Raw genomic sequence first — 25,354 nt, 5'->3', positions numbered from 1 at the left:
AGGGGGATGAAGCGTCCGGGGTGGGTGTCGGGGACTTCGCCGACGACCCAGTCGTTGAAGGCTTTCAATGCTGCGAGTGAGAGCTTCTTGTCGGGGAGGGTGGCGAGGTGGGTGCCTGCGAAGCCGGGGAAGGTGGCGAACAGGGTGGCGGCGAGGGTGCCGTTGGCGTCCATGTCGCGGACGCGTTGGTCCATGTCGTAGACACCGGGTCGCATTTCGGCGTAGCCGGTGGGGTCCATGCCCCATTCTTTCTTGGGCCAGGAGACGACGGCGTTGAGTCCGGAGCTGCCGACGACGGAGCCTTGGAACAGCCATGCTTCGACGTCGGGGTTGCGGGGGTGGGCGGTCAGTGTCGGGGCGTGGTCCATGAGGCTCTTCGGGAAGTGTTTTTCGAAGATGTCGCGGGGTTCCACTACGTGGTCGTCGATGCTGACCATCACCATGTCGTCGATGTTCATTGAGATCCTCTCGTGCGCTTGCGAGACGAGGCGTCCCGGTAGCGCGGGGCCGGGCGGAATTCGGGCGGTGCTGAGAACTTCGATGGGATGCGTTCGGCGGGTCCTGGAGTCGCGCCACGGATGCGGACGATGGGTCCACTCGATCGGCGAGTGGACCGAACATGGTGCGCTACCGAGTGTGGCGAGAATCTCCTTTCTTAATTACGAGAATACTAATCTCGTCAAGGCCCCTCTGCAAGATCGGACGAACTCGTCGCGGCCGTCGGTCCGGCTGGGAATGTCGTCGCGCGGCATCAAGTACGACCGGCGGAGAAAAGACAAGTGTTCTTGACATTGGATGTCAAGGATGCTTGTCTTTTCGGTGTGACGGGTACGCCGAGGGAAAACCGGGTCCGTGAGTTTCGCAAGAAGTCGCGGATCACGCAGGCCGAGCTCGGCGCGCAGGTGGGAGTCAGTCGACAGAGCATCGTGTCGACGGAGAAGGGTGACTACGCGCCCAGCGTCTACCTCGCGTTACGTCTCGCGCGGACTCTCGGCACCACCGTCGAAGAACTGTTTCCACTGACCGAGGAGGGGCCGTGATGGCCGTGTTCATGAAAGCTGCCCGCACCATCGGCGACCTGGACGACGAGTTCTACCACGATGAACGTCAGCGTGACGTGTGGAACGAGGCCTCGGCGGTGGGATTCCAACTGGCACAGTGGGCCGCCCTCGGCGGTGGGGCACTGCTTCCCTGGGTCGCAGGCCGGATCGGTGCACAGATTGCGATAGGCGTTCTCGCGGTGTGGTTCGTGACCTCGATGGCGGTGATCATGTACGCGCGCGCCTGCGACGTCGACATCTACGCCAGCGTGAAGACCTGGCGTCCACGGGTGGTCATGGCGTGCCTCGTCTATCTCGCCGGGATCGTCGGAATCTACGCGCAGTTGTCGACCCCGCTCGATCAGGATCCGGCGACGTGGGCGGGCCGGATCGTCGGGGGGCTGGTCGGCGGCGGCGCCGCCGCCGCCGTCATCGCGTGGTACCGACGCCGTGAACGCCGTCGCCGTGAGGAGGAAGACGCTCGCGACCAGGCGGACCTCTAGTCGATCAGAGCCGGCTCAGCACAGCGACCGGAAGCTCGTCAACCAAGTCGCCGAGGCGGACTCGACCCGTAAATTGTCGCCGGGTCAGCCGGTCGATCCACTCGCCCGGCGGCAGAGCGAGCACTGTATCGCCCCATCCGTCCGCGCCGAGTGAGACGGTGTGTCGCGAGGCGGCCGCCACCACATCGACTTCGTCGACCCCCGGACCACGGCCGTACGCGAGCACATGGTGTGCCGCGGGTCCGGTGGCGCGCAGCGGCACGTAGACGCCACCGACGAAACTGGCCGGCCGCTCCCGTCGTAATTGCAGCGCGGCACGAACGACCGCGAACTTCGCAGGCACGTCGTCTGCGCCCAGCAGGCGTCGACGCTCGGCGTAGTCGACGAGCCGGCGGTTGTCGGGGTCGACCAGCGAGTCGTCCCACAGTTCGGTGCCCTGATAAACATCCGGGATACCGGGTCCGAGAAGCTGGAGAAGCTTCTGGCCCAGCGCATCCGACGTGAAGTGCGGTTCGAGACCTGCGACGAACTCGGACATCCCTGCGCCGCATGGGCCGTCGCACACGGTGTCGAGCCAGGTCAGGACGGCATTTTCGAACTCTTCGTCGACTTCGGTCCAGGCGGTCCGGGTGCCGTTTTCCCGCAGTGCCTTTCGGATGTAGTTCTGCAGTCGCGTTCGGAGCACGTCGGTCACGACACCGTCGACGGGCCAAGCTCCGAATAGCGTCTGCCAGAGGAAAGCACCGATCGCGGGGTCTGGGCTCGGCGCCGCGGATTCCCATTCCGTCACGCAGTCGGCCCACACATGCGGTACCTGCGAGAGCACTCCGATGCGTGCGCGGACGTCTTCGCTCCGCTTGGTGTCGTGCGTGGACAACGTCGTCATCGCCTGTGGCCACGAGCGTGCGCGCTGTGCCCACGAGAGGTGGAACTCGCTCGGAGTGAGACCGAACCGTCCGGGGTTCCCACCCACTTCCTGCAGGGAGATCAGGCGTGCAGCGCGATAGAACAGGAGGTCTTCCACAGTCTTCGCGGTCGCGGCGCCGCACACCTGCCCGAACCGCGCAGCGGATTCGGAGTCTGTGGCCAGTGCCTGCACGAGTACCTCGAGTGCGGGCGCCAGCTCGGGATCGCTGCGTTCCACCCGGCCGATGATGCGCGGCAGCATCGTACTCAGCGGCGCATAGTCGGTTCGGTACACCGGTACCTGTGTGACGACCGCGACCACCGCGTCGTGTAGCACGGTCTCGGTGAGTGCAGGACTTGTCGGTGTGTTGCCGCCGGTGGCCTGCAGGATCACCCGCACGAGGCGACGGACCTCCGGTGCGAGTCCCGTTTCGAGTACCTGCTGTCCGAGTAGATGTTCCTGCGCGTGCAGCCACTCCGCGTCACCGTCGGCGCCGGTGAAGGTGCGCGAGAGCGCACTGAGCACTTCCTCCCCGCGAGGGTCGAGGAACACTGCGGCGAGTTCGTTGAGGGCGTCGTACCCGGTGGTGCCGTCCACCGGAAGGGTCGCGTCGAGTGGTTCATCCTCGGCGAGGATCTTCTCCACGACGAGCCAACGGTGAGGCCCGATCAGTGTGCGCAGACGACTGAGATACTCCGAAGGCCGTGCCAGGCCGTCGGGGTGGTCGACTCGAATACCGTCGACGAGATCGTCCGAGATCCACGACGCGACCTGGCTGTGCACCGCATCGAACACGCGAGGATCCTCCACCCGGACGGCCGCGAGATCACTCACGGTGAAGAACCGCCGGTACCCGATCAGGCCCGAATCCCACGGCACCAGCCGGTACGACTGCCGCTCGTGAATATCGGCTGCGGTACCGGCATCGGTGTCCGGTGCGATGGGAAACCGCTTGTCGTAGTAGGCGAGCATCGGCTCTGCGCCGGATCGGTCGACCGTGAGTTCGCGCCCGTCGGAACCCGAGGCCAGTACGGGCAACGCACATTTTCCGTCAGCACCGTTGTCGGCGGCGGTATCGAAGTCGAAGAAATCCGCGTACTCGGACTTGCGGCCGTGGAGGAGAGCGTCCCACCACCATGGGTTCTGACGTGCGTCGGCGACCCCGACGTGGTTGGGGACGATGTCGACGACCAATCCCATGCCGCGTTCGCGCACGGCGTCGGCCAGCGCCTCGAGTCCGGAACGTCCACCGAGCCCGGCCGACACCGTGCTCGGGTCCGTCACGTCGTATCCGTGCGTGGACCCGTCCACTGCGGTGAGCACCGGCGACAGGTACAGATGCGAGACGCCGAGTTCGTCGAGATAGTCGACCAGGTCTACCGCGTCGGCGAAGGTGAACGCGTCGGGACGCATCTGCAGCCGGTAGGTTGCCGTCACCGGGAACCGGTCCGCTGCAGAGGTCACGCCGTCTTCCTCAGAACGAGCACCGAGCGGGCCTGCACGGTCACCGCGGAGCCGGCGGCAATCACCGCCGCGTCGCACCGGCCGTCCGCAATGTCGGTGTCGAGCGTCGGCGTCCATTCCTGAGCGTGCGGACCGTCCGGAGTGACGAAGTCGAGCGGCTCGTCATGGGCGTTGAAGCACAGGAAGAACGAGTCGTCGACGACTCGTTGTCCTCGCTGATCCGGTTCGGGAATGCCCTCGCCGTTGAGGAACACCGACAGTGATCTGCCGAATCCGCTGTCCCAGTCCTCGGGTGTCATCTCGCCGCCGCCCGGGGTCAGCCAGGCGATGTCGCGGGACTGGTCGCCGCTGCGGATCGGATGACCTTCGAAGAATCTGCGACGCCGGAACACCGGATGCTCGGTGCGCAGCGCGATGACGTTCCGCGTGAATTCGAGCAGGTCCGCATTGGTTTCGGCGAGTGACCAGTCCACCCAAGACAATTCGTTGTCCTGGCAGTAGACGTTGTTGTTGCCGTTCTGGGTGCGGCCGATCTCGTCGCCGTGCGCGATCATGGGAGTCCCCTGCGACAACATCAACGTCGCGAGGATGTTGCGCTGCTGGCGTGCTCGGAGCACGAGGATCTCGGGGTCGTCCGTCGGGCCTTCCACGCCGCAGTTCCACGAGCGATTGTGCGACTCGCCGTCGCGATTGTCCTCACCGTTCGCGTGATTGTGTTTCTCGTTGTACGACACGAGATCCGCGAGTGTGAACCCGTCGTGCGCGGTGACGAAGTTGATGGACGCGCTCGGTCGCCGTCCGGTGTCCTCGTAGAGGTCGGAGGAGCCGGTCAGCCGCGACGCGAACTCACCCAGTGTGGCCGGCTCACCGCGCCAGTAGTCGCGCACCGTGTCGCGGTATTTGCCGTTCCACTCGGTCCACAATCCCGGAAAGTTCCCGACCTGGTAACCGCCTTCGCCGACGTCCCACGGCTCGGCGATGAGCTTGACCTGCGACACCACCGGATCCTGCTGGACCAGGTCGAAGAATGCGGACAGACGGTCGACGTCGTGCAACTCGCGGGCCAGCGTGGACGCCAGATCGAACCGGAATCCGTCCACGTGCATTTCGGTGACCCAGTACCGGAGGGAATCCATGATCAGCTGCAGAGTGTGGGGGTTCCGGGCATTGAGACTGTTTCCGGTGCCCGTGTAGTCCATGTAGTGGGCTTTGTCGTCTTCGACGAGCCGGTAGTAGGCGGCGTTGTCGATGCCGCGGAACGAGATGGTCGGGCCGAGATGGTTGCCTTCGGCGGTGTGGTTGTAGACGACGTCGAGAATGACCTCGATACCGGCTTCATGGAAGGTCCGCACCATCGCCTTGAACTCGGCGACCACCTCACTCGGTTTCGATGCCGACGAGTACGCGGAATGCGGGGCGAAGAACCCGAAGGTGTTGTACCCCCAGTAGTTGCTCAGCCCTTGGTCGCGCAGGGTCTGGTCGTGCATGAACTGGTGTACCGGCATCAGTTCGATTGCGGTGACGCCGAGCAGGAGCAGATGCTCGATGACCGCCGGGTGTGCCAGGCCGGCGTAGGTGCCGCGCAGGTAGTCGGGAACCTCGGGGTGGGTGGCGGTCATGCCCTTGACGTGGGCTTCGTAGATGACCGTCTCGTGGTAAGGGCGATGCGGGTGCCGGTCGGTCGCCCAGTCGAAGAACGGATTGATCACGACGGTGGTCATCGTGTGGCCGAGCGAATCCAGATGGGGGAGTTCGCCGATCGCCTCGTGCTCCGGTCTGTCGTCCGCGGGTTCGTCCGACGGAGTAGCATTCTCGGCTCGGATCGATGTGTCCCTGGCCTCGATGGGTTCGGGTGCAGGTTCGGGTTCGGGGTCGGGGTGGTTGCCGTCCGGGGCCTGCTCGGGCAGCGGGTACGAGTACAACGACGGGTCGCCGTCGAAACCGCCGTCGAATGCCTTGCCGTAGGGGTCGAGGAGCAGTTTGCTCGGGTCGCACCGGTGTCCGCCGGCAGGATCGAACGGGCCGTACACGCGGTATCCGTAGCGCTGACCCGGTGACACCGTCGGAAGGTATGCGTGCCACACGTATCCGTCGACCTCGTCGAGCGCGACCCGTGTCTCGCCTCCGTCCCGGTCGATCAGGCACAGTTCCACCTTCTCGGCGACCTCGGAGAACAGCGAGAAGTTGGTTCCGGCGCCGTCGTAGGTGGCGCCCAGCGGATACGGGTGGCCGGGCCACACCGGAATCGGCTCCGTCGCATCCTGGGGTGTGCTGCGCTCGCTGGGCTCCATGGATACTCAGCGTAACGGCAGCGGGTGCTGCTCTCTCGCCGGAGCGAGTTCGCTCACCACCATCCGGTCGCGGGGCCGAGTTGACGGCCCAGGTCCGGGGTCAGCGTCCGGACGTATGTCGTCGTGAGGTGGTCGTCGTCACGGTAGACGAGCACATTGCCCTCGATGACTCGGCACACGTCCTGTCGGCACAACGAATCGGTCAGATCCAGCAGGGTCACCGACGGAAGATGCGCGGCGGCAGTAATCGCAGGGTCGGTCGGGTCGAGCGCGGCGGCGCGGTCCACTCCGCATGATTCCGCAGTGCCGCCCGAAGCCAGGCAGTCCGAGGCGTTGTATTGGACTTCGTTGTCGATGAGCCACGGATTGTCGCGGATCGCGATCACCGGGATGCCGTAGTCGGCGAGTGTCTCCCACAACTCGATATACCAGAACGGCGTGAAATCGCCGGGCCCTTCGCCCGGGTCCTTCGTCCTGGTCGAGGTGGTGAACAGCACGTCGGGCGGATAGGCCGCGAGTTCGGCGAGGACCTTCACCGACCAGGAGTCGCACTCGACGGTCGGCGAGTCCTCGGTCAGGTCGGCCGTGGGATCGGACAACGGACACCCGACCTTGAGGTAGGTGTCGATGCGGAAGCCGTGCTCCCGGCCGAGTGCGTCGAGCGCCGCGAGCCAGTGTTCGGAGTGCGAACCACCTGCGAGCACCATGCGGCGGGTGGAGGTCGGGTCGCCGTAAACGCAGGTCAAGGCTTCACGATTGGTGTGCTGCGCAATGCAGCCGTCGATGGTGGCGGGCGGAAGGTCGTCGGCGGCCACGAGCAGCGGCGGGTATACGGGCCGCTGCTCGATCTCGGGGAGTCCGATCGCTGCCGCGCCCGGGTAGAGGCCTGCGTCCGGCAGGGCCGAATGGGAGAAGTGTCTCACCGTGCGATCGACGTGGGAGATCCACCCGGTCGTGCCCGCGGTGAGCGCCACACCGGTCAGCGCGAGACCGGCGACGACGGTGGTGCGCCACCGTCCCCGGACCGACCGTCTGATCGGGGTTTCGATGAACCGGGTCGTGGCTTCGGCGAGGACGAGCGAGATGCCGATCACGACGAGACCACCGACGAGCCCGACCGAGGGACGGTCCCGCAGGATCAGATAGCCGATCAGTACGGGCCAGTGCCACAGGTAGAGCGCATACGCGATGGACCCCAGCCGGATCAACGGCGCCGAGGACAGGAATTTCGCCGTGGGGGTGTCGGGTCCGGTGGGGGTGGCTCCCGCCACGACCAGGGCCATCGCGGCGCCCACCGGAACCAGGGCCCACGGTCCGGGGAAGAGCACTCCGCCGTCGAGCACGATTCCACACGTGAACAGGACGACCAGGCCCGCGATACCCAGAACGAATCGAGCGGGTCGAGGCACGCGCAGCCACGGCGAGACGCACATCAGGAGCGCACCGAGCGTCAGCTCCCATACGCGCGCAGCGCTGTCGTAGTACAGCCACGATTGCGGCGTGGTGGAGAACGATGCATACGCCAGCGATGCGACGGTGATCAATGCGAGAAGTACGGTCAGTGGCACCCGGACGGGGATCTGCACCCGACGTAGCAACCACGCCGAGGCGAACACCACGATCAGTGCCGCGAGATAGAACTGTCCCTGTACCGCGATCGACCACAGGTGTTGCAGAGGACTGACCATGGGATCGGCGGCGAGGTAATCGGCCGCGGTGCGCGCGAGCTCCCAGTTCTGCATGAACAGCAGTGATGCGCGTGTCTGTTCTGCGACCCGATCCCACTGAGGGAACGGAAGCAGGATGAGTGCGGCGATCGTCGTGCCCGCGAGAACCAGAACGAGTGGCGCGAGTAGTCGGCGTCCGACTCGTTTCAGCACGGGCCGGGGGTCGAGGGGCGCGCCCGATTCCGCGACCCGGAGCAACGAGCCGACGAAGAAGAAGCCGGACAGTGCGAGGAACACGTCGACGCCGCCGGATACCCGCCCGAACCAGACGTGGAAGACGACGACCAGGGCGATTGCGAGTCCGCGGACGCCGTCGAGATCGGTGCGGTGGCCGGGGCGTGCCGGTGCAGGGACCGCGGTGCTCACCGCTGGAGGCGACGTAGGGACGGGCATAGAGCTGGCAGTACCTCTGGTGCGTTCGGGCTCGGCGGCCGACATCCGTCGAGCTGTTCGTGTGAGGAAGCTTCACACGAACCTAGGCAGACTACGGGGTGGCGCTCCGTGATCACCAACCGCTTACAGTCGGTGCGTGTCCTCCACCATGCCGTCCGCTGCCAGAATCTCCTCTCTCGACGCGGCGCACTTGTGGCATCCGTACGGTGCATTCCCTCCGTCGACAGAACCGCTCGTGGTCGACAGTGCCCACGGTACGCGGCTGGTGCTGGCCGACGGCCGCGAGTTGATCGACGGCATGAGCTCCTGGTGGGCGGCAGTGCACGGCTACCGGCACCCGGTACTCGACCGTGCTGTCACCGAGCAGTTGTCGAAGATGAGCCATGTGATGTTCGGAGGGCTGACACATGCACCCGCGGCGCGTCTGGCCGAACTGCTGGTCGAGATCACCCCGGTCGGACTCGACAAGGTGTTCCTCGCCGACTCGGGTTCGGTGTCGGTCGAGGTCGCGATCAAGATCGCGTTGCAGTATCAGCGGGCCGTCGGGAAGCCGGAGCGACACCGTCTGCTCACGTGGCGCGGCGGCTACCACGGCGACACGTTCGCCCCGATGAGTGTGTGCGATCCCGAAGGCGGGATGCATTCGCTGTGGACGGACGTGCTCGCGCAGCAGGTGTTCGCCCCTGCACCACCGGCCGGGTTCGACCCGGCCTATGTCGAGACCTTCGAGGCGATCCTCACCGCGCACGCCGACGAGCTCGCCGCGGTGATCGTCGAACCTGTCGTGCAAGGTGCCGGCGGTATGCGCTTCCACGATCCCGCCTACCTGCGGGAACTGCGCCGCATGTGCGACGAGCACGGACTACTGCTGATCTTCGACGAGATCGCCACCGGATTCGGTCGTACCGGGGAACTGTTCGCCGCGGACCACGCGGGCGTATCACCGGACGTCATGTGCGTCGGCAAGGCCCTCACCGGTGGCTATCTGACCCTCGCTGCGGTGTTGTGTACGTCGGCGATCGCCGAGACGATCAGCGCTGGTGAAGGCGGCGGTGTGATGCACGGCCCGACCTTCATGGGCAATCCGCTCGCGTGCGCGGTGGCGGTCGCGTCGACGGAACTGTTGCTCTCACGGGACTGGCGTGGCGAGGTCGCCGCACTCACCTCGGGCCTCGAGGCCGGCCTCGAGCCTGCGCAGGACGTCCCCGGGGTTGTCGATGTCCGGGTGCTCGGGGGCATCGGCGTGCTCGAACTCGCCGAGCCGGTCGACATGCGTGCGGCGACCGATGCGGCAGTCGGCGCCGGAGTCTGGCTGCGACCCTTCCGCAACCTCGTCTACGCGATGCCGCCGTACGTGTGCACTGCAGGCGAGGTGGCCCGGATCTGCGAGGGCATGCTCGCGGCGGCCCGCAGCGGAAGCTGACCGCACGTAGCGGCCGAATTACCGCCCGATCGATATCGTCGCTCGACGACTTGAACGGCGTTCAAGTATGGTGCCGATCATGACTGCATCCGCTGCGCTCGCATGGCTCGACGCCGCCGCCGACACCCGGCGCCGCGCCGGCCTGCACAGAGAACTGCTCCCGCGAACGCCGTCGGCGCAGGTCGTCGACCTCGCGTCCAACGATTATCTCGGGCTGGTCCGCCACCCCGAGGTGCTCGCAGGTGCCATTACGGCGCTGCGTCGCTGGGGCGGCGGCGCCACCGGATCCAGGCTGGTCACCGGCACCACTGCCGAACACGAGCTCCTCGAGCGTGAACTCGCCGAATTCGTCGGCGCCGACACCGGCCTGGTGTTCTCCAGCGGCTACGCCGCCAACCTCGGTGCGGTGACGGCGCTCGCGGGGAAGGACACCCTCGTCGTGTCCGACGCAGGCTGCCACGCCTCACTCGTCGATGCGTGCCGGCTGTCGCGTTCGCGCATCCATGTGGCTCCGCACAACGATGTCGAAGCCGTGGCCACCGCCCTCGCCGCCCGCACCGAACCGCGCGCACTGGTCCTCACCGACTCGGTGTTCAGCGCGGAAGGAGATCTCGCGCCGCTGCTCGCGCTGCACAGGGTGTGCCGTGAGCACGGTGCGTTACTGCTCGTCGACGAGGCCCACGGTGTCGGCGTTCGCGGCGCAGGGGGCCGCGGACTCGTCCACGAAGTGGGCCTCGCCGGCGAGCCGGATGTGATCGTCACGGCAACCCTGTCGAAATCCCTTGCTTCGCAGGGCGGCATCGTGCTCGCCGACACCCGCGTGCGGGAACACCTCATCGACACCGCACGCACCTTCATCTTCGACACCGGTCTCGCGCCCGCCGCCGTCGGCGCCGCACGAGGCGCACTGAAGGTGCTCCGCGCCGAGCCTGAACGTGCGCGCGCCGTCCTCGACCGGGCGCGTCACCTCGCTTCCATGACAGACGCTGTAACACCGGAATCGGCTGTCGTGTCGGTCATCCTCGGCGACCCGCACGTCGCGGCCGGAGCCGCCCGCGAATGCCGCGACCGCGGCGTGCACGTCGGCTGCTTCCGCCCGCCGTCGGTACCCGCCGGAACGTCGCGCCTGCGATTGACCGCGCGCGCGAACCTCACAGCGGGCGACCTCGAGTTGATCGATCGAGTGCTCACCGACGTCCTGACCGGAGCGCGTTCGTGAGCATCGTGTGCGTGACAGGCACCTCGACCGACGTCGGCAAGACCGTTGCAACGGCCGCCCTGGCGGCGCTCGCGCTCTCGTCGGGAAAAACCGTGGCGGTGTGCAAACCGGCCCAGACCGGCGTCGACGACGGCGAGGACGGAGATCTGCAGGAGATCGACCGGCTCACCGGATCGCGTGTCGATCTCCTCGAACTCGCGCGCTATCCGGAACCACTCGCACCCGACACCGCCGCACGGCGAAGCGGCCGCTCGCTCCTCGATCTCGCCGATGTCGTCCGCGCGATCCGGGATCTCGCCGCGACCCATGATCTCACCCTCGTCGAAGGAGCCGGGGGAGTGCTCGTACGACTCGGCGCCCACGGATTCACCCTCGCCGACGTCGCAGCCGCGTTGAACGCGCCCACACTGATCGTGGCGGCCTCCGGCCTCGGCACTCTCAACCACACGGCGCTCACCGTCGCGGCGCTGCAGGCCGCGAAGGTGACTTGTGCAGGTGTGATCGTCGGGTCCTGGCCTGCCGAGCCGGATCTCGCGGAGTGCTGCAACCTCGACGATCTTCCCGATGTCGCGGGTGTACCGGTCCTCGGCCGCATCCCCGAGGGGAGCGGCGCGCTCACGCCTGCCGAGTTCCTCGCAGGGGCGCAGACATGGTTCGTCGGCCGTCTGCTGCCGGTGTCGAGCGCCGGTCTGCGCCGGCGATCGTGACGAATCCGTTCACCTCGGCTTGTGTGCGAGGACCCGGAAACAGGTGCCTCCCAAGCCGGTTCGATCAACTCTGTCGATCACGAAACCTGCGTCCTCGAGGTAGGGAACAGGATTGCGAACGAGATGGTCGGCTTCGAACTTCAGCGTCAACGGCTCGATCGCCTGCATGAACCACGACAGGGCCCGGTTGGTGGAGGGCCCATGCTCCGCGAGCACGAATCGGCCTCCCGGTACGAGCACCCGGAGTGCTTCTGCGCTGGCGCGCGCGGGGTCCGGGATCGTGCAATACGTCAAAGTGGAGACGACGGTGTCGACCGAGCTGTCCGGAAGATCCAGTGCTTGGGCATCCCCGCGTCGGACCTCGCAGTGTGTGAGGTGGTGATCCGTGATGCGTTGCCGGGCGAGTGCAAGCATCCCTTCGGACAGGTCGATCCCGGTCACCGCGCTCACCGCAGGTCCGTAACGCGGAAGATTCAGACCGGTGCCCACCGCGATCTCGAGGACGCGGCCCGACGCGTGTCCGACGACCCAGTCACGCGGGTTGCCGAGCAACCGGCGTTCCGCGAATCCGATCTGTCTGTCGTAGTGCGGTGCCATGGTGTCGAAAACCTGTGCGATGCGGGCGTTGTCGGGTCGAGCCACAGGGATCCTCCACTCGGTGGTGCGAAACCACGCTCGGTGACAGCGGATCTATCGTACTGTGAATGGTGTCACATCGTGTCGGCCGGCGTCGACGTGCCGACCGCTGGGTCCGGAGGTACGGATGTCCACCACCGAAATGCAGGATCTGCAACGCACCATCGGTCATCTGCGGCACTGCGTAGGTTCGCTGCGTTCGCGCTACGGCGACGCTGTCGCCGTACAGCGGCTCTCGAACGACCTCGAACGACTGGAGATCGACGCGCGCGATCTCGCCGAGAGGCCGCCGGTCGAGGTCCATGCGCATTCGGGTGAACGCATTCAGGTGCCCAACGAGCCGTACGACGAATCGTTGTTCCGCGGGTCGGATGTCGACGACGAGGGCCTCGGCGGTCTACACGGAGATCGGTGAGCGCCCCCGCGGGCGCCGGTGTGCGGTCCGCGACCCGCGCACGGATCGCGGCCCGCACCCTGCGCACCGACCGTTGGTGGCAGACACCACTGTTCACCGTCCTCGGACTGCTGGTCTTCATCGTCTACGCCACAGTCCGCTCGTTCGTTCGTTCCGACTACTACGTCGAGGACTACCACTATCTGACGCCGTTCTACTCGCCGTGCGTGAGCGAATCGTGTGTCGAGGGCGCCCGGCACTTCGGCACCTGGGTCGGGGAACTCCCGATGTGGATGCCGCTCGCATTCCTGTCGCTGCCGTTCCTGCTCGGCTTCCGGCTGACCTGCTACTACTACCGCAAGGCCTACTACCGGTCGTTCTGGCTGGCTCCGGCCGCGTGCGCAGTGGCCGAACCGCACGTCCGCTACACCGGCGAGACCCGGCTGCCGCTGATCCTGCAGAACCTGCATCGGTACTTCTTCTACGCGGGAGTCGTCATCTCGCTGATCAACACGTACGACATGATCGTGGCGTTCCGGAGTCCGGGCGGGTTCGGGTTCGGGCTCGGTAACGTGATCCTGCTGATCAACGTGATCCTGCTGTGGGGATACACAGTCTCGTGCCACTCGTGCCGGCACGTCACCGGAGGGCGTCTCAAGCATTTCTCGAAACACCCGATCCGATACAGGATCTGGACATTCGTATCGAAGCTCAACACGAGGCATATGCAGTTCGCGTGGATCACGCTGGGCACACTGATGATCACCGACTTCTACATCATGCTCGTGGCGAGTGGCACCATCTCGGATCTGCGGTTCATCGGCTGACGAACTTTCACGGCACACACAGCGACACAGGGGAGGTCACGGATGGCGGAAGTCGAACGGCACAGGGTCGACGTGGTGGTGATCGGGGCCGGTGGAGCAGGTCTGCGTGCTGTCATCGAGGCCAGGCAACGCGGACTCTCCGTCGCGGTCGTCTGCAAGTCGCTGTTCGGCAAGGCCCACACCGTCATGGCCGAGGGCGGGTGCGCCGCCGCGATGGGCAACGCCAACCCGCGCGATTCGTGGCAGGTGCACTACCAGGACACGATGCGCGGCGGAAAGTTCCTCAACAACTGGCGAATGGCCGAACTGCATGCGCAAGAAGCCCCCGACCGGGTGTGGGAACTGGAAACCTACGGCGCATTGTTCGACCGCACGCCCGACGGGCGCATCAGCCAGCGCAACTTCGGCGGGCACACCTACCCGCGGCTCGCGCACGTCGGTGATCGCACCGGGCTCGAACTGATCCGCACCATGCAGCAGAAGATCGTGTCGCTGCAGCAGGAGGACCACGCCGAACACGGCGACTACGAGGCACGGGTGAGAGTCTTCGCCGAATGCACGATCACCGAACTGCTGAAGGATTCCGACGGGCGGATCGCCGGGGCATTCGGATACTGGCGCGAGACCGGCCGGTTCGTGCTGTTCGAGGCGCCCGCCGTCGTCGTGGCGACCGGCGGTATCGGCAAATCCTGGAAGGTGACGTCGAATTCGTGGGAGTACACAGGCGACGGGCATGCCCTCGCGCTGCGGGCCGGCGCCTCGCTGATCAACATGGAGTTCGTCCAATTCCATCCCACCGGAATGATCTGGCCACCCAGCGTGAAAGGCATCCTCGTCACCGAAGGTGTGCGAGGCGACGGCGGGGTTCTGAAGAACACCGACGGCGACCGGTTCATGTTCTCGTACATCCCACCGGTGTTCAAAGGCCAATACGCCGAAACGGCGGAGGAAGCCGACCGCTGGTACGAGGATCAGGAGAACAATCGCCGCACCCCCGACCTGCTCCCGCGTGACGAGGTGGCCCGCGCCATCAACTCCGAGGTCAAAGAGGGGAGGGGAACCCCACACGGGGGTGTCTTCCTCGATATCGCATCCCGGATGCCCGCGGCCGAGATCATGCGGCGACTACCGTCCATGCACCACCAGTTCAAAGAACTCGCCGACGTCGACATCACCGCCGAGGCCATGGAGGTCGGACCCACCTGCCACTACGTCATGGGTGGGATCGAGGTCGACCCCGATACCGGTGCGGCGTCGGTCCCCGGCCTGTTCGCCGCCGGAGAATGCTCCGGCGGGATGCACGGGTCGAACCGGCTCGGCGGGAACTCGCTGTCGGACCTGCTGGTGTTCGGCCGGCGCGCGGGCCTCGGCGCCGCCGACTACGTGCTGGGTCTGAGTACACGTCCGGCAGTCGCCGAGGACGACGTCGCGGCGGCCGCACGCGTCGCGTTGTCCCCGTTCGCCGCGGCCGATACCGGGCCCGATGATTCCGGTCCCGTCGAGAACCCGTACACCCTGCACACCGAACTGCAACAGTCGATGCACGACCTCGTGGGCATCATCCGCCGCGCCGACGAGATCGAGCGTGCACTGGACGAACTGCAGAGATTGCGCACCCGGATCCGCCGCGTCGCAGTGGAAGGCCACCGCCAGTTCAATCCGGGCTGGCATCTCGCCATCGACCTGCGCAACATGCTGCTGGTGTGCGAATGCGTCGCACAAGCGGCGTTGCAGCGCACCGAGAGTCGCGGTGGCCACACCCGCGATGACCATCCGTCGATGGAGCGGGAGTGGCGTCGCACCCTTCTGGCGTGCCGCACGAATGGCGGCGACCCCGTGATTCCCGATGTGTCGGTGACTGCGCATCTGCAGGAACCGATGCGCCCGGACCTGCTCGAACTCTTCGACATCGACGAGCTCGGCAAGTACTACACCGACGAGGAACTCGCGGACCATCCGGGACGGAAGGGCTGACATGGGCTACCGAGCCGCATTCAGGATATGGCGGGGCGACGTCGACGGCGGAGACCTGCACGACTACACCGTCGAGGTGAACGAAGGTGAGGTCGTGCTCGACATCCTGCACCGGCTCCAAGCAACCCAGACCCCCGACCTCGCGGTGCGATGGAACTGCAAGGCAGGTAAATGCGGTTCGTGTTCGGCCGAGATCAACGGCAGGCCCCGCCTCACGTGCATGACCCGCATGTCGGTGTTCGACCCGGACGAGACCGTGACCGTGACCCCGATGCGGACCTTCCCGATCATCCGCGACCTCGTGACCGACGTGTCGTTCAACTATGCGAAAGCGCGGCAGATCCGCTCGTTCACTCCGCCCGCCGACCTGGAACCGGGGGAGTACCGCATGCAGCAGGTCGATGTGCAGCGATCCCAGGAGTTCCGCAAGTGCATCGAATGCTTCCTGTGCCAGAACGTGTGCCACGTCGTCCGCGACCACGAGGAGAACAAGGACGCCTTCGCCGGACCACGGTTCTTCATCCGGCTCGCGGAACTCGAGATGCATCCACTCGATGTGGCCGATCGCCGGGACGCCGCGCAGGACGAGGACGGGCTCGGCCTGTGCAACATCACCAAGTGCTGCACCGAGGTGTGCCCGGAGAACATCCACATCACCGACAACGCGATCATCCCGATGAAGGAACGCGTCGCAGGACGCCGGTACGACCCGATCGTGTGGCTCGGTAACGCACTGTTCCGGCGCTGAGGTACTGCGGGATCCGCGCACCGACCCGTTGGGTATCGTCCCGGGCGGAGGTGGAGCCCGTGGAGGCAAGCAGGATCGACGATCTCGTCCGCGCGAGGATCGACACGATCGAACAACTGGAGGCGGCAGTCGGCGAGCCGTTCCCGGCGATGAAAGAGAAGACCACGCCGTTCACGACACCGCTGATGCGCGACTTCATCGCGCAGGCACGGTTCTTCGTGCTGGCAACATCCGATGCGGCCGGGCACTGCGACAGCTCACCTCGCGGCGACCTGGTCAGTACAGTGCTCTTCCCGGACGAGAAGACCCTGATCCTGCCGGACCGGCCAGGGAACCGGCGCGCAGATTCGTACCGCAACATCCTCGAGAACCCGCATGTCGGAATTCTGTTCATCGTGCCGGGCAACGAAGAGGTCGTCCGCGTCAACGGCACTGCGTCGCTGTCCACGGATCCGGAACTCCTCGCCGAACTGGCGATGTCCGGCAAACCCGCACAGCTCGCCGTGATCGTGCGCGTGGACGAGGCCTACCTGCACTGTGCACGCGCACTGCTCCGCGCGAAGTTGTGGGAGCCGTCGACGTGGCCTGATCAGCGCTCGGTTCCGGCGATCCGGGACATGATCGCTCAGCAGCACCACCTCGACGTCTCCGAACTCGAACCGGCCCGGCAGGAGTCGTACCGCGAGTTCTTGTACTGACCACCCAGGTTGTTACTACGCCTACCAGGCGTCAGGGGGCGACGCGCTCGGACACCTGCGGCAGCACTGCCTCGAGGGCGAACGGAACCGACAGCGCCGTGTTCACCGACATGGCATTGGCGATGTCGGATCCGCTGTCGAGCAGGAGCATACGTCCGTCACGTACTGCCGGGAGCTGCTGGAACAACGGATTGTCGGTGACCTCGGCGGAGTCGACGTAGATCGGCATCACGATGAGCAGATCGGCGTCGAGCATTGCGAGGTTCTCGTCCGAGATCGGGATGAAGAAGTTCTCGGACGCGGTGGCCTCGACCTCCGGATTGTTCACGAACCCGAGATCCTGCATGAACTGCACGCGGGCGTCGCGGGAGACGTAGGCGCCCCATCCGTCGGCCGTGTAGGCCGCGACCGTCACGGTCTTCCCCTCGAACTCCGGGTGGTCGGCAGCGGCCTGTGCGAACTGCGCGTCGATGTCGCTCACCAGTTCGTCGCCCTTCTCGGGAACGCCGAGTGCGGTCGCGACCATCGTGATCTGGTCGTTGCGCGGTGTCAGGTACGCGGTGGCGCCTTCCGGTGGGCCCACCGTCGGGGCAATCCGGGAGAGCGTGTCGTATCGTGCTTGTTCACCCGAACTTGCCGTATCGAGAATCAGATCCGGTGCGAGAGTGGCGATCTGCTCGAACGACGGCTCCATGGTGCCGATGATCTCCGGTGACTCGGTGTACATCCCTTCGGCCCACGGGCCGACGCCGTCGCCTCCGAATGCGAGCCAGTCGCTCGCCGCCACCGGTTGCACACCGAGCGCGAGTGCGGTTTCCGCGTCGCCCCATCCGAGTGCCGCAACCCGCTCGGGCGCGGACTCGACGGTGACCTCACCGAACATGGTCTCGACGGTAGCGGGGAAGGCGCCGTCGCCGGCCGCGCCGGTGTCGCCGGAGGGCTCGTCGCTGCTGGAACCGCAGCCGGCGACGACCAGAGCCGCGGCGGCGATGAAGGCCGCACTTCGAATGTTCACAGGTGTCCTCGTTCCGTTGACCACGTGAGTGTGGATTAGGCCAGGACATCCTAACTCTGCGACAGGTGTGGTTGCGCACGGTCAGAGAGACTGCGCCCATCGGCCGATGTCGCCGCGCTCGAGCGCCAGGGCCAACAGTTCCGGGAACCTGTCGGGTGTGCAGGCGAACGCCGGGATGCCGAGTCCGGCAAGGGCGGCGGCGTTGTCGCGGTCGAACGACGGCGCACCGTCGTCGGACAGCGCCAGCAGCACCACCACCTGCACGCCCGCGTCCTTCATCGCAGCCATCCGTGTGAGCATCTCCGCGCGGATACCACCTTCGTACAGGTCGGAGATGAGAACGAACATCGATTCGGTGGGACGCGTGATCAATGACCGGCTGTATGCGATCGCCCGGTTGATGTCGGTACCGCCGCCGAGTTGCGTACCGAACAGCACATCGACCGGATCCGCCAGCTTGTCGGTCAGATCCACCACGGCCGTGTCGAATACGACCAGTGACGTGCGCAGCGCCCGCATCGACGCGAGCACAGCGCCGAACACCGATGCGTACACCACACTCGACGCCATCGACCCCGACTGATCGATCGCCAGAACCACGTCGCGCTGCACGGCCTGCGACCGCCGTCCGTATCCGATGAGGCGCTCCGGCACCACCGTCCGATGCTCCGGCAGATAGTGGGCCAGATTCGCGCGGATCGTGCGGTTCCAGTCGATGTCGCGCAGCTTCGGATTGGATGTGCGCGCCGAGCGGTTCAGTGCTCCCGTCACCGCGGCGCGAGTGTGCTGGGCGATTCTCTCCTCGATCGCGCGGACCACCTTCTCGACGACCATCCGGGCGGTGGCCTTCGTGGTCTCGGGCATCACCCGGTTCAGGCTCAGCAGCGTTCCCACGAGATGGACGTCCGGTTCGACGGCGTCGAGCATCTCCGGCTCGAGCAGCAGCTGCATCAAGCCGAGCCGGTCCATTGCGTCGCGCTGCATCACCTGCACCACCGAGGTGGGGAAGTACGTGCGGATATCGCCGAGCCACCGCGCGACACGCGGTGCCGACGAACCGAGACCTGCGCTGCGCGGACCACTTCCGTCGGCAGAGTCGCGACGGTCGTAGAGCGCGGCGAGAGCGCCGTCCATCGCGGAATCGCTCGAGGACCGGAGGGCGCAGGTCGATTCCTCCGCGGCTTCACCGAGGAGTAGACGCCAGCGGCGCATCCGCTCCTGGTCTGCTGGCCCTGTATCTTCCGGTAACGCTGCATCGACCTGATCGATATCGGTCGATGTGAAGGGGTCCGAAGACGTTGTCATGCGCGCACTCCCAGGATCAGTGCCGTTGCGGCCACGGCACGTCGGCCGCGTTCGACATCGACGGGGGCGGCGGTGCGGACCGTCGCACCGCCACGGAGAACAGCGCCGAGCGTTGCCCGTTCGGTCGCGTCGAAGCCGCCGAACGTGCGGCGCAGTACGGGAAGGACGTCGACGAAGTCCTGCCCGTGCAGCCCCGACACCCAGCGGTCGATCAGGGTCAGCAGTGCCCGATCGTGGATGAGCAGCAGCGCACCGTCGCCGACGAACCCGTCGATCCAGCGGGCTTTCGCCGCGGGTTCGCTGCCGATCGACAAAGCCCGGGACACACGCACCGCGGTGTCCCGTTCGTCGATGCGACCCATGTCGCGGAGCAGCCGCACGGCCCGGCCGGTGAGGATGCCGTCGACCTCGTCACGATCGGCGATGACAGCGAGGGTGTCGAGCCACCGCTGCGTGGACGCGGCGGCGTCGCGCAGAGCGAGCGCTGCGTGAACGGCGTCGACCTCGCGGCGCAGCGCGGCGGCCGCGTCGGTGTCGAGACCTGCCGCTGCAGCGGGCAGACCTGCGCAGATACGTACCAGTAGGGCATCAACGACGTGTGTGAGCGACGACAGGTCGGTGCCGCGCACATCGCCGTACCGCAGGGTGCGGATCAACGTGGGCAGCGCCGCCATCAGATGGGCGACGTCGTGATCGAGTGCGGCGGCGGTGTCGATCGATCGGAGCAGCTCGGGGACCGCGTCGCGCAGGTCGGCGAGCAACGCTTCTTCGAGAAGGCCGACCACCTGCGCCAGAGTGGTGTCGCGTTCGCGGGCCCGCTCGAGGACGAGCGCGCGAGCGGCGGATTCGACGGTCGTGCCCCAGCGGGACGCCTCCACGATCGCGACCGACAACTCGGGATCCCACTGCAGAGCCCAGGTCTCGCGGAACGTACCCGTCGATCGCACGTCGCCGGCGCGCGGCGCACCCCAGGGGATGCCGAGTACCCGCAGCCGGTGCAGCAGCCGCGAGCGTCCCAGATCGTTCTGCTTCCGCAGGTCGAGATCGAGAGCCTTGTTCTGCGCAGAGCGTTTGAGCCGCAGCGTCTTCGACGTGGCCTGCAGGTCGGCGTCGAGCGGCACTGTGGGAGTGTCGTCGGGGACACTGCCGAGGGCTTCCCCGACGACGAGAGTGCGGGTGACGAACTCGAGGAGTACGTCGTCGCCGTCGCACAGCACCGCGCGGGTGGCCTCGGTAACCTCGGCGAGCCCGGCGATCGGGCGAGTGCGCAACGCGGCCAGGGTGTCGGCGAGTCGGGTCGCTTCGATCACGTGAGCGCTCGAGACGGGAAGATCGCGTTCCCGCAGCGTTCGTGCGACCCGGGTGAGCCACCGCGTGATCGTGTCCTGCTGCTGGGTGAACAGGTGGTGGTACCAGCCGGGGGAGGTGATTCCCGCGCCGTACCCCGAGGTCGATGCCAACCGCGAATGTGTCCAGGGCACCCACGTCAGCGACGTCTTGACCTTGGGAAGTCCCTTGAGCAGCCGCGCATCCGGCGCCGCTGGACCGAGCTTGCCCGTCAGTGCTGGGGCGTGCATCGCGCCGCACACCACCGCGATCTTCAACGCGCCGGCCTTGATGGTGCTCCGCAGCACCTGACGCATGTGGGCCTCGCGCTGCGCGGTGTGGTCGTCGAGTACGTTGTCTTCGCGGAGCGCGGCCATGGCCGCGGTGATCGCGTCGAAATCGGCCATGTGATCGTGGCCGTCGCCCGGTGTCCCCGACTCGACGACTGTGTCCCACCACTGCTCGAAATCGTCGTACCCACCCGCGGCAGCGAGTGCGACGAGCGGATCCGGTCGATCCTGCTCGGGGGCCTTGTCTGCAGCGAGTATCTGCGCCGCGGGTAGGTCGCAGAACCGCACGTCGGCGTCGTGCAGGATCGCCCAGCGCAGTGCCTGCCATTCCGGCGAGAACGCGGCGAGCGGCCAGAACGCCGCGGTCGCGGGTTCGCCGGTGGCGTACGCGAGCAGCGCCACCGGCGGTTGCAGATCGTCGGAGGCGGCCAGTGCGACGAGCGGGTCGGCGTCGGACGGCCCCTCGATGAGGACGGTATCGGGTTCGAACTCGGTGAGGGCACGCAGTACCGCACGGGCGGAACCCGGGCCGTGATGCCGGATCCCGAGCACCCGTACCTGAGCGGACTCAGTCACCCGGTGACCTCGCGGCAGGACCGGTAGAAGTCGGCCCAGTCGGTGCGCTCACGCACCACGGCCTCGAGGTACTCGATCCACACCTGCCGGTCGGCCGTGGGGTCCTTCACGACCGCACCGAGAATCCCGGCCGCGACATCGGACGCACGCAGCACACCGTCGCCGAAATGCGCCGACAGCGCCAGACCGTTGGTGACCACCGAGATCGCCTCGGCCGTGGACAGCGTGCCCGACGGGGACTTGAGCTTGGTCCGCCCGTCGGTGGTCACGCCCGACCGCAACTCCCGGAATACCGTCACGACACGGCGGATCTCCTCTGCGGCGGCAGGCACCTGTGGAAGCTCGAGGGATCTCCCGAGTTGCTCCACCCGACGCGCGACGATCGCGACCTCGTCCTCCTCGCTGGCGGGCAGCGGTAGCACCACGGTGTTGAAGCGCCTGCGCAACGCGGAGGACAGATCGTTGACCCCGCGATCGCGGTCGTTGGCCGTCGCGATGACGTTGAAACCCTTCGCCGCCTGCACCTCCATGCTCAGCTCCGGCACCGGCAACGTCTTCTCCGACAGCACGGTGATCAGCGCGTCCTGCACATCGGCCGGGATACGGGTGAGCTCCTCGACACGCGCAATCGCGCCGTCGCGCATCGCGGTCATGATCGGTGACGGAACGAGCGCTGCCGGTGACGGGCCCTCGGCGAGCAGACGCGCGTAGTTCCAGCCGTATCGGATCGCTTCCTCCGCGGTGCCTGCGGTGCCCTGCACCAGCCGGGTCGAGGAACCGGAGACCGCAGCCGCGAGATGCTCCGAGACCCAGGTCTTCGCCGTGCCGGGAACACCGAGCAGCAGCAACGCGCGATCGGTCGCGAGGGTTGCCACGGCCACTTCCATGAGGCGGCGTGGCCCGACGTACTTCGGTGAGATCACCGTGCCGTCGGACAGCTCGCCGCCGAGGAGATAGGTCACGACTGCCCACGGGGACAGCTGCCACGACGGTGGGCGCGGACGGTCGTCGAGTCGGGCGAGCACGGCGAGCTCGTCGGCATACTGCTGTTCCGCGTGGGGGCGCAGCAGTGTCTGCTCGTCGATGACGTTGTCGGTCAACTCAACTCCTCGTGAAGGGTACGGCGTTGATTCAGGATGTCTGCGGCGGTGGCGAAGCGGTTCAGCCGGTCGAGATTGTCGGTGCGGGTGGCGGCGTCGGCGAACAGGTCGCCCACCTCGTACGGTGCGCGGTGCGCGAGCAAGGTGGTCAGCGAACGGAACGTGTTCGACTTCGGTGCTGCGGCGGTGTAGAGAGCCGAGAGCACTCTCTCGGCGACGTCGGCAGGCCACGGCGCCGTCAGTGCGTCGAGCAGGATCGTGTCGAGCAACTGTGTGTCCGATGCCCGGCGCAGGTGCTCGACGAGGACGGCACGGGGGAGCGCGCCGGCGACGAGTTCGCCCACTGTCCCGTCGCGGCGGAGTAGTGCGCTCGCCCACTGTTCGTCGTGGTGACAGGCGGTGGCAGTGTCCCATCCCTGTCTCAGCGGGTCGCCGAGATCGTTGGAGACTTCCGATGCGAGGACGTCGTCGGGGGTGCGGTCGGCGTCGCACCACGCGGCGAGCGGTGCAGAGGCGGCGAGCGACCACGCGCGGTGCGCCTCGACCGTGCCCAGCCTGCTCGGGCCCCGAACCTCGAGACCGTCACGCAGGGCGGCGGCGTCGAGCGTGCCGGGTAGCGAGATGGACAGGGTGGATCCGTCGATTCGTGTCCAGTCGTGTACCCGCTGTGCCATGCGGCGGCCGAACGCAGACTCGGGGAGGCGGCGCAGGAGCCTTACGGCGACCTCGCGGATTCTGCCGCTGCGATCGTCGAGGGCTCGCTCGAGCAGTTCTTCGTCGTGGGTGCCGAGCCCGGGGGAGAGTGACTCGAGGAGGGTGAGTCGTGTCGCCGCGTTCTCCGATGCCCACACGGCTGCCAGTCGCGCGGTCGCGGCGGCAGGGTCGGCGGCGCGTAGATCCTCGAACCACGCGCGTCGCCTGGCCGGTGTTCCGTGCAGCCACATGTCGTCGTCGGCCGGATCGGGTTCGAGCAGCGGTGTCCACCGCGGATTCTGCGCCGCGACCCACTGGCCGCGCGGCCCGGCGAGTGCGATCAGTGCCGCGCGGTGCGTGCCTTCGGTGGATGTCGCCCGATCCAGTAGGTTCACGACCAGCTCGGCTGGGGACTTGAATCGTGCTGCGGCACTGAACCATTCGTCCAGGAGATCGGATCCGACGGTGAGGAGGCCGAGGAATCTCTCCGTCGCGGCGGGAGGAAGTTCGGGGCGGGTGTCGTGGGGGGCGACGCCGGGGCGGGGATGAGGAGTGGGGACAGTTCCTCCTGCGAGGAACACCGATTCGAGTGCTGCCGCGGCGAGCAGGCGATGCTCGGCGGTGCCGATCGTGGCGGCGGCGTCGTCGGCGGTGTGCAGAGAATCGAAGGTCGGTGTCGCGCGAGCCGTCCCCAGAAGCGCCGTTGTGGTGAGTGTGTCGATACCGGTACTGCTCACTGCGGCGCCCCTTCTGCGGTGCTGGACAAGTCGGCAGTGTCGGACAAGTCGGCCGCGGCGAACAGTGCGGCGGGAGTGACGGTGCGTCCGTCCCAGTCGCCGCACACCGTCGCAGAACGCCCGCCCGCGACCGCGAGCAGCCGCCACCGGTCGTTGTCGTCACCTCCGAGGGGCAGTGCCCGGCCGTCTTCGTCGACGAGATACCAGCCGTCGTCGGAGCGGACGGGGGTCACTGCGTCGAGGAGCATGGGCCACGACCGCGTCCACGGGTCGGCGGCCAGCGCATCGGCGTAGTCGGTCAGTGCATCGTCGAGGTCCGTTCCCGGCAGCGACGAGATCTGCGCCGGAGGGCCGTGCTGAGTTCCGAGCTGGGCGCGCAGTGGTGCGGCGGCCGGGTAGAAGTGCAGGTCGGCGTCGATGGCGGTGCCGACCATCGGCGCTGCGTCCGGGAACCGCTGCGTGCCGTGAGCGAAGTCGAGCAGGATCGCCCAGCGTCTGCAGGTGCGTCCGCGTAGCCACACTTTTCGGGTGTATATGCGATTGTCCTCGGTGATGCGGGTGGCAAGTACCTGCCAGTGATCGCGGACGGGGGGTTCGCGGCGGACATCGTCGGCCTTCGTCGGGAAGCCGAGGTGGGTGTGCACGGACCGGGCGAGAGGCTCGGGCAGCGAGGTCACGTCGCGGTATGCCCGGATGAGCAGGTAGATCCGGCCGTACTCGGACAGAAGTCTTGCGGGCCAGCCGATTCCGGAGGAGGCGACACCTGGGAGGCTGCGGAGCATCGAGGCGATACCCGGTGCCTGCGCGTCGATCATGCGGGAGGCCGCCGCGTCGTAGGTGCTGTAGTCGTGGGTGATCGACCCGAGTCCGCTGCGGACGCGGTCGGTGAGCCAGCGTTCGAGGTCGTCGAGCCCCGCCGCGACACGTTCGGCGCGTCGTTGTGCCGTCGCGGGGTCGGGTGTCTTCGCTGCGGATTCGGCGTCGGTGGCGGTGCCGCCGATTGTGGTGGCGGCTTGTTCGGCCTTCTCGGATCGGCTGTCGAGCCAGTCGGCTGCGAAGGCCGGTTCGGCGCCCTCCGGGGTGTTTCCCGCCGCCCACAGTGTCAGCAGGCTCAGCGCGTGCTTGCACGGGAACTTCCGGCTCGGGCACGAACAGTGGAATGCGGGACCGGTGAGGTCGACTGTGGTGGCGTAGGGCTCGGACCCGCTACCGCGGCACAGTCCCCAGAGTGACCGCTCGGAGTGTCCGGTGTCGGACCATGCGGACGAGAGCCGGCGGGCAGCCGCCATCGACGCCGGATCCGGGGCTGTCGCGGTGATCTGTTCGAGGGTCCAGGGGGGTGTCACGGTGAAGAAACGTAC

At 66.9% G+C, this 25,354-nt stretch carries 20 protein-coding genes and 1 pseudogene; 10 read left to right on the top strand and 11 right to left on the bottom strand.

The features are described 5' to 3' along the window. A pseudogene (locus ACFWB0_RS16370) lies at positions 1-458 on the bottom strand (amidohydrolase); the annotation flags it as partial. A 363-nt stretch (positions 459-821) separates the two neighbouring features. On the opposite strand from ACFWB0_RS16370, the gene ACFWB0_RS16365 reads away from it, so the two are divergent. Both ACFWB0_RS16365 and ACFWB0_RS16360 read left to right on the top strand, forming a co-directional pair. Beyond that, on the top strand, positions 822-1,040 hold the full coding sequence (locus tag ACFWB0_RS16365; RefSeq protein ID WP_378491512.1) for a helix-turn-helix transcriptional regulator: 219 nt from the start codon (positions 822-824) through the stop codon (positions 1,038-1,040). Further along, positions 1,040-1,543: a DUF2029 domain-containing protein gene (locus ACFWB0_RS16360; protein ID WP_378491511.1), complete on the top strand. Its 504-nt coding sequence runs from the start codon at positions 1,040-1,042 to the stop codon at positions 1,541-1,543. Before ACFWB0_RS16365 ends, ACFWB0_RS16360 begins: the two co-directional genes overlap by 1 nt. A 4-nt stretch (positions 1,544-1,547) precedes the next feature. Here the strand turns inward: ACFWB0_RS16360 and treY are convergent, their stop codons facing one another. The 3 genes from treY to ACFWB0_RS16345 are packed head-to-tail and all read right to left on the bottom strand — an operon-like array spanning position 1,548 to position 8,325. Beyond that, a complete protein-coding gene (gene treY, locus ACFWB0_RS16355; RefSeq protein WP_378491510.1) occupies positions 1,548-3,914 on the bottom strand; it encodes a malto-oligosyltrehalose synthase in 2,367 nt (788 codons plus the stop codon). Next, entirely contained in the window at positions 3,911-6,205 is a 2,295-nt protein-coding gene (gene glgX, locus ACFWB0_RS16350) for a glycogen debranching protein GlgX (protein WP_378491509.1), read from the bottom strand. The genes treY and glgX overlap by 4 nt, the downstream gene beginning before the upstream one ends. 53 nt (positions 6,206-6,258) lie before the next feature. Further along, positions 6,259-8,325: an acyltransferase family protein gene (locus ACFWB0_RS16345; RefSeq protein ID WP_378491508.1), complete on the bottom strand. Its 2,067-nt coding sequence runs from the start codon at positions 8,323-8,325 to the stop codon at positions 6,259-6,261. A 148-nt stretch (positions 8,326-8,473) separates the two neighbouring features. Between ACFWB0_RS16345 and ACFWB0_RS16340 the strand changes: the two genes are divergently transcribed. The 3 genes from ACFWB0_RS16340 (at position 8,474) to bioD (ending at position 11,674) form a co-directional block, all read left to right on the top strand. Then, complete coding sequence (locus ACFWB0_RS16340; protein WP_378491519.1) at positions 8,474-9,748, top strand: adenosylmethionine--8-amino-7-oxononanoate transaminase; 1,275 nt, start codon at positions 8,474-8,476, stop codon at positions 9,746-9,748. Positions 9,749-9,827: 79 nt separating this feature from the next. Then, positions 9,828-10,967, top strand: coding sequence for an 8-amino-7-oxononanoate synthase (locus ACFWB0_RS16335; protein ID WP_378491507.1), 1,140 nt, complete (start codon positions 9,828-9,830; stop codon positions 10,965-10,967). Continuing rightward, on the top strand, positions 10,964-11,674 hold the full coding sequence (bioD, locus tag ACFWB0_RS16330) for a dethiobiotin synthase (protein ID WP_378491506.1): 711 nt from the start codon (positions 10,964-10,966) through the stop codon (positions 11,672-11,674). The genes ACFWB0_RS16335 and bioD overlap by 4 nt, the downstream gene beginning before the upstream one ends. A 9-nt stretch (positions 11,675-11,683) precedes the next feature. Here the strand turns inward: bioD and ACFWB0_RS16325 are convergent, their stop codons facing one another. After that, entirely contained in the window at positions 11,684-12,316 is a 633-nt protein-coding gene (locus ACFWB0_RS16325; protein WP_378491505.1) for a class I SAM-dependent methyltransferase, read from the bottom strand. Positions 12,317-12,437: 121 nt separating this feature from the next. Here ACFWB0_RS16325 and ACFWB0_RS16320 point away from each other — a divergent pair, with 121 nt between their 5' ends. The 5 genes from ACFWB0_RS16320 to ACFWB0_RS16300 are packed head-to-tail and all read left to right on the top strand — an operon-like array spanning position 12,438 to position 16,951. Further along, on the top strand, positions 12,438-12,725 hold the full coding sequence (locus ACFWB0_RS16320) for a hypothetical protein (RefSeq protein WP_378491504.1): 288 nt from the start codon (positions 12,438-12,440) through the stop codon (positions 12,723-12,725). After that, a complete protein-coding gene (locus tag ACFWB0_RS16315; RefSeq protein WP_378491503.1) occupies positions 12,722-13,531 on the top strand; it encodes a hypothetical protein in 810 nt (269 codons plus the stop codon). Before ACFWB0_RS16320 ends, ACFWB0_RS16315 begins: the two co-directional genes overlap by 4 nt. 42 nt (positions 13,532-13,573) lie before the next feature. Further along, positions 13,574-15,505, top strand: coding sequence for a fumarate reductase/succinate dehydrogenase flavoprotein subunit (locus ACFWB0_RS16310; RefSeq protein ID WP_378491502.1), 1,932 nt, complete (start codon positions 13,574-13,576; stop codon positions 15,503-15,505). A gap of 1 nt (position 15,506) precedes the next feature. Continuing rightward, complete coding sequence (locus tag ACFWB0_RS16305) at positions 15,507-16,253, top strand: succinate dehydrogenase/fumarate reductase iron-sulfur subunit (RefSeq protein WP_378491501.1); 747 nt, start codon at positions 15,507-15,509, stop codon at positions 16,251-16,253. Between the two features lie 59 nt (positions 16,254-16,312). Then, a complete protein-coding gene (locus tag ACFWB0_RS16300) occupies positions 16,313-16,951 on the top strand; it encodes an MSMEG_1061 family FMN-dependent PPOX-type flavoprotein (RefSeq protein WP_378491500.1) in 639 nt (212 codons plus the stop codon). A 31-nt stretch (positions 16,952-16,982) separates the two neighbouring features. On the opposite strand, the gene ACFWB0_RS16295 is transcribed toward ACFWB0_RS16300, so the two are convergent. From ACFWB0_RS16295 to ACFWB0_RS16270, 6 genes are all read right to left on the bottom strand, one after another. Beyond that, positions 16,983-17,966, bottom strand: a complete 984-nt coding sequence (locus tag ACFWB0_RS16295; RefSeq protein WP_378491499.1) for an iron-siderophore ABC transporter substrate-binding protein — start codon at positions 17,964-17,966, stop codon at positions 16,983-16,985. A gap of 81 nt (positions 17,967-18,047) precedes the next feature. Next, complete coding sequence (locus tag ACFWB0_RS16290) at positions 18,048-19,178, bottom strand: VWA domain-containing protein (protein WP_378491518.1); 1,131 nt, start codon at positions 19,176-19,178, stop codon at positions 18,048-18,050. 89 nt (positions 19,179-19,267) lie between these two features. After that, complete coding sequence (locus tag ACFWB0_RS16285) at positions 19,268-21,481, bottom strand: DUF5682 family protein (protein WP_378491517.1); 2,214 nt, start codon at positions 21,479-21,481, stop codon at positions 19,268-19,270. Then, a complete protein-coding gene (locus ACFWB0_RS16280) occupies positions 21,460-22,563 on the bottom strand; it encodes an AAA family ATPase (protein ID WP_378491498.1) in 1,104 nt (367 codons plus the stop codon). The genes ACFWB0_RS16285 and ACFWB0_RS16280 overlap by 22 nt, the downstream gene beginning before the upstream one ends. Then, on the bottom strand, positions 22,560-23,993 hold the full coding sequence (locus ACFWB0_RS16275; RefSeq protein ID WP_378491497.1) for a DUF5691 domain-containing protein: 1,434 nt from the start codon (positions 23,991-23,993) through the stop codon (positions 22,560-22,562). Before ACFWB0_RS16275 ends, ACFWB0_RS16280 begins: the two co-directional genes overlap by 4 nt. Further along, positions 23,990-25,339 carry an SWIM zinc finger family protein gene (locus ACFWB0_RS16270; RefSeq protein WP_378491496.1) on the bottom strand — a complete coding sequence of 450 codons (1,350 nt, stop codon included), beginning with the start codon at positions 25,337-25,339 and terminating at the stop codon, positions 23,990-23,992. Before ACFWB0_RS16270 ends, ACFWB0_RS16275 begins: the two co-directional genes overlap by 4 nt. Positions 25,340-25,354: the final 15 nt, after the last annotated feature.

The organism is Rhodococcus sp. NPDC060086, assembly GCF_042730275.1.
In the GTDB taxonomy this organism is placed as follows: Bacteria; Actinomycetota; Actinomycetes; order Mycobacteriales; family Mycobacteriaceae; genus Rhodococcus.
This window is presented reverse-complemented; position numbering and strand designations above follow the sequence as displayed.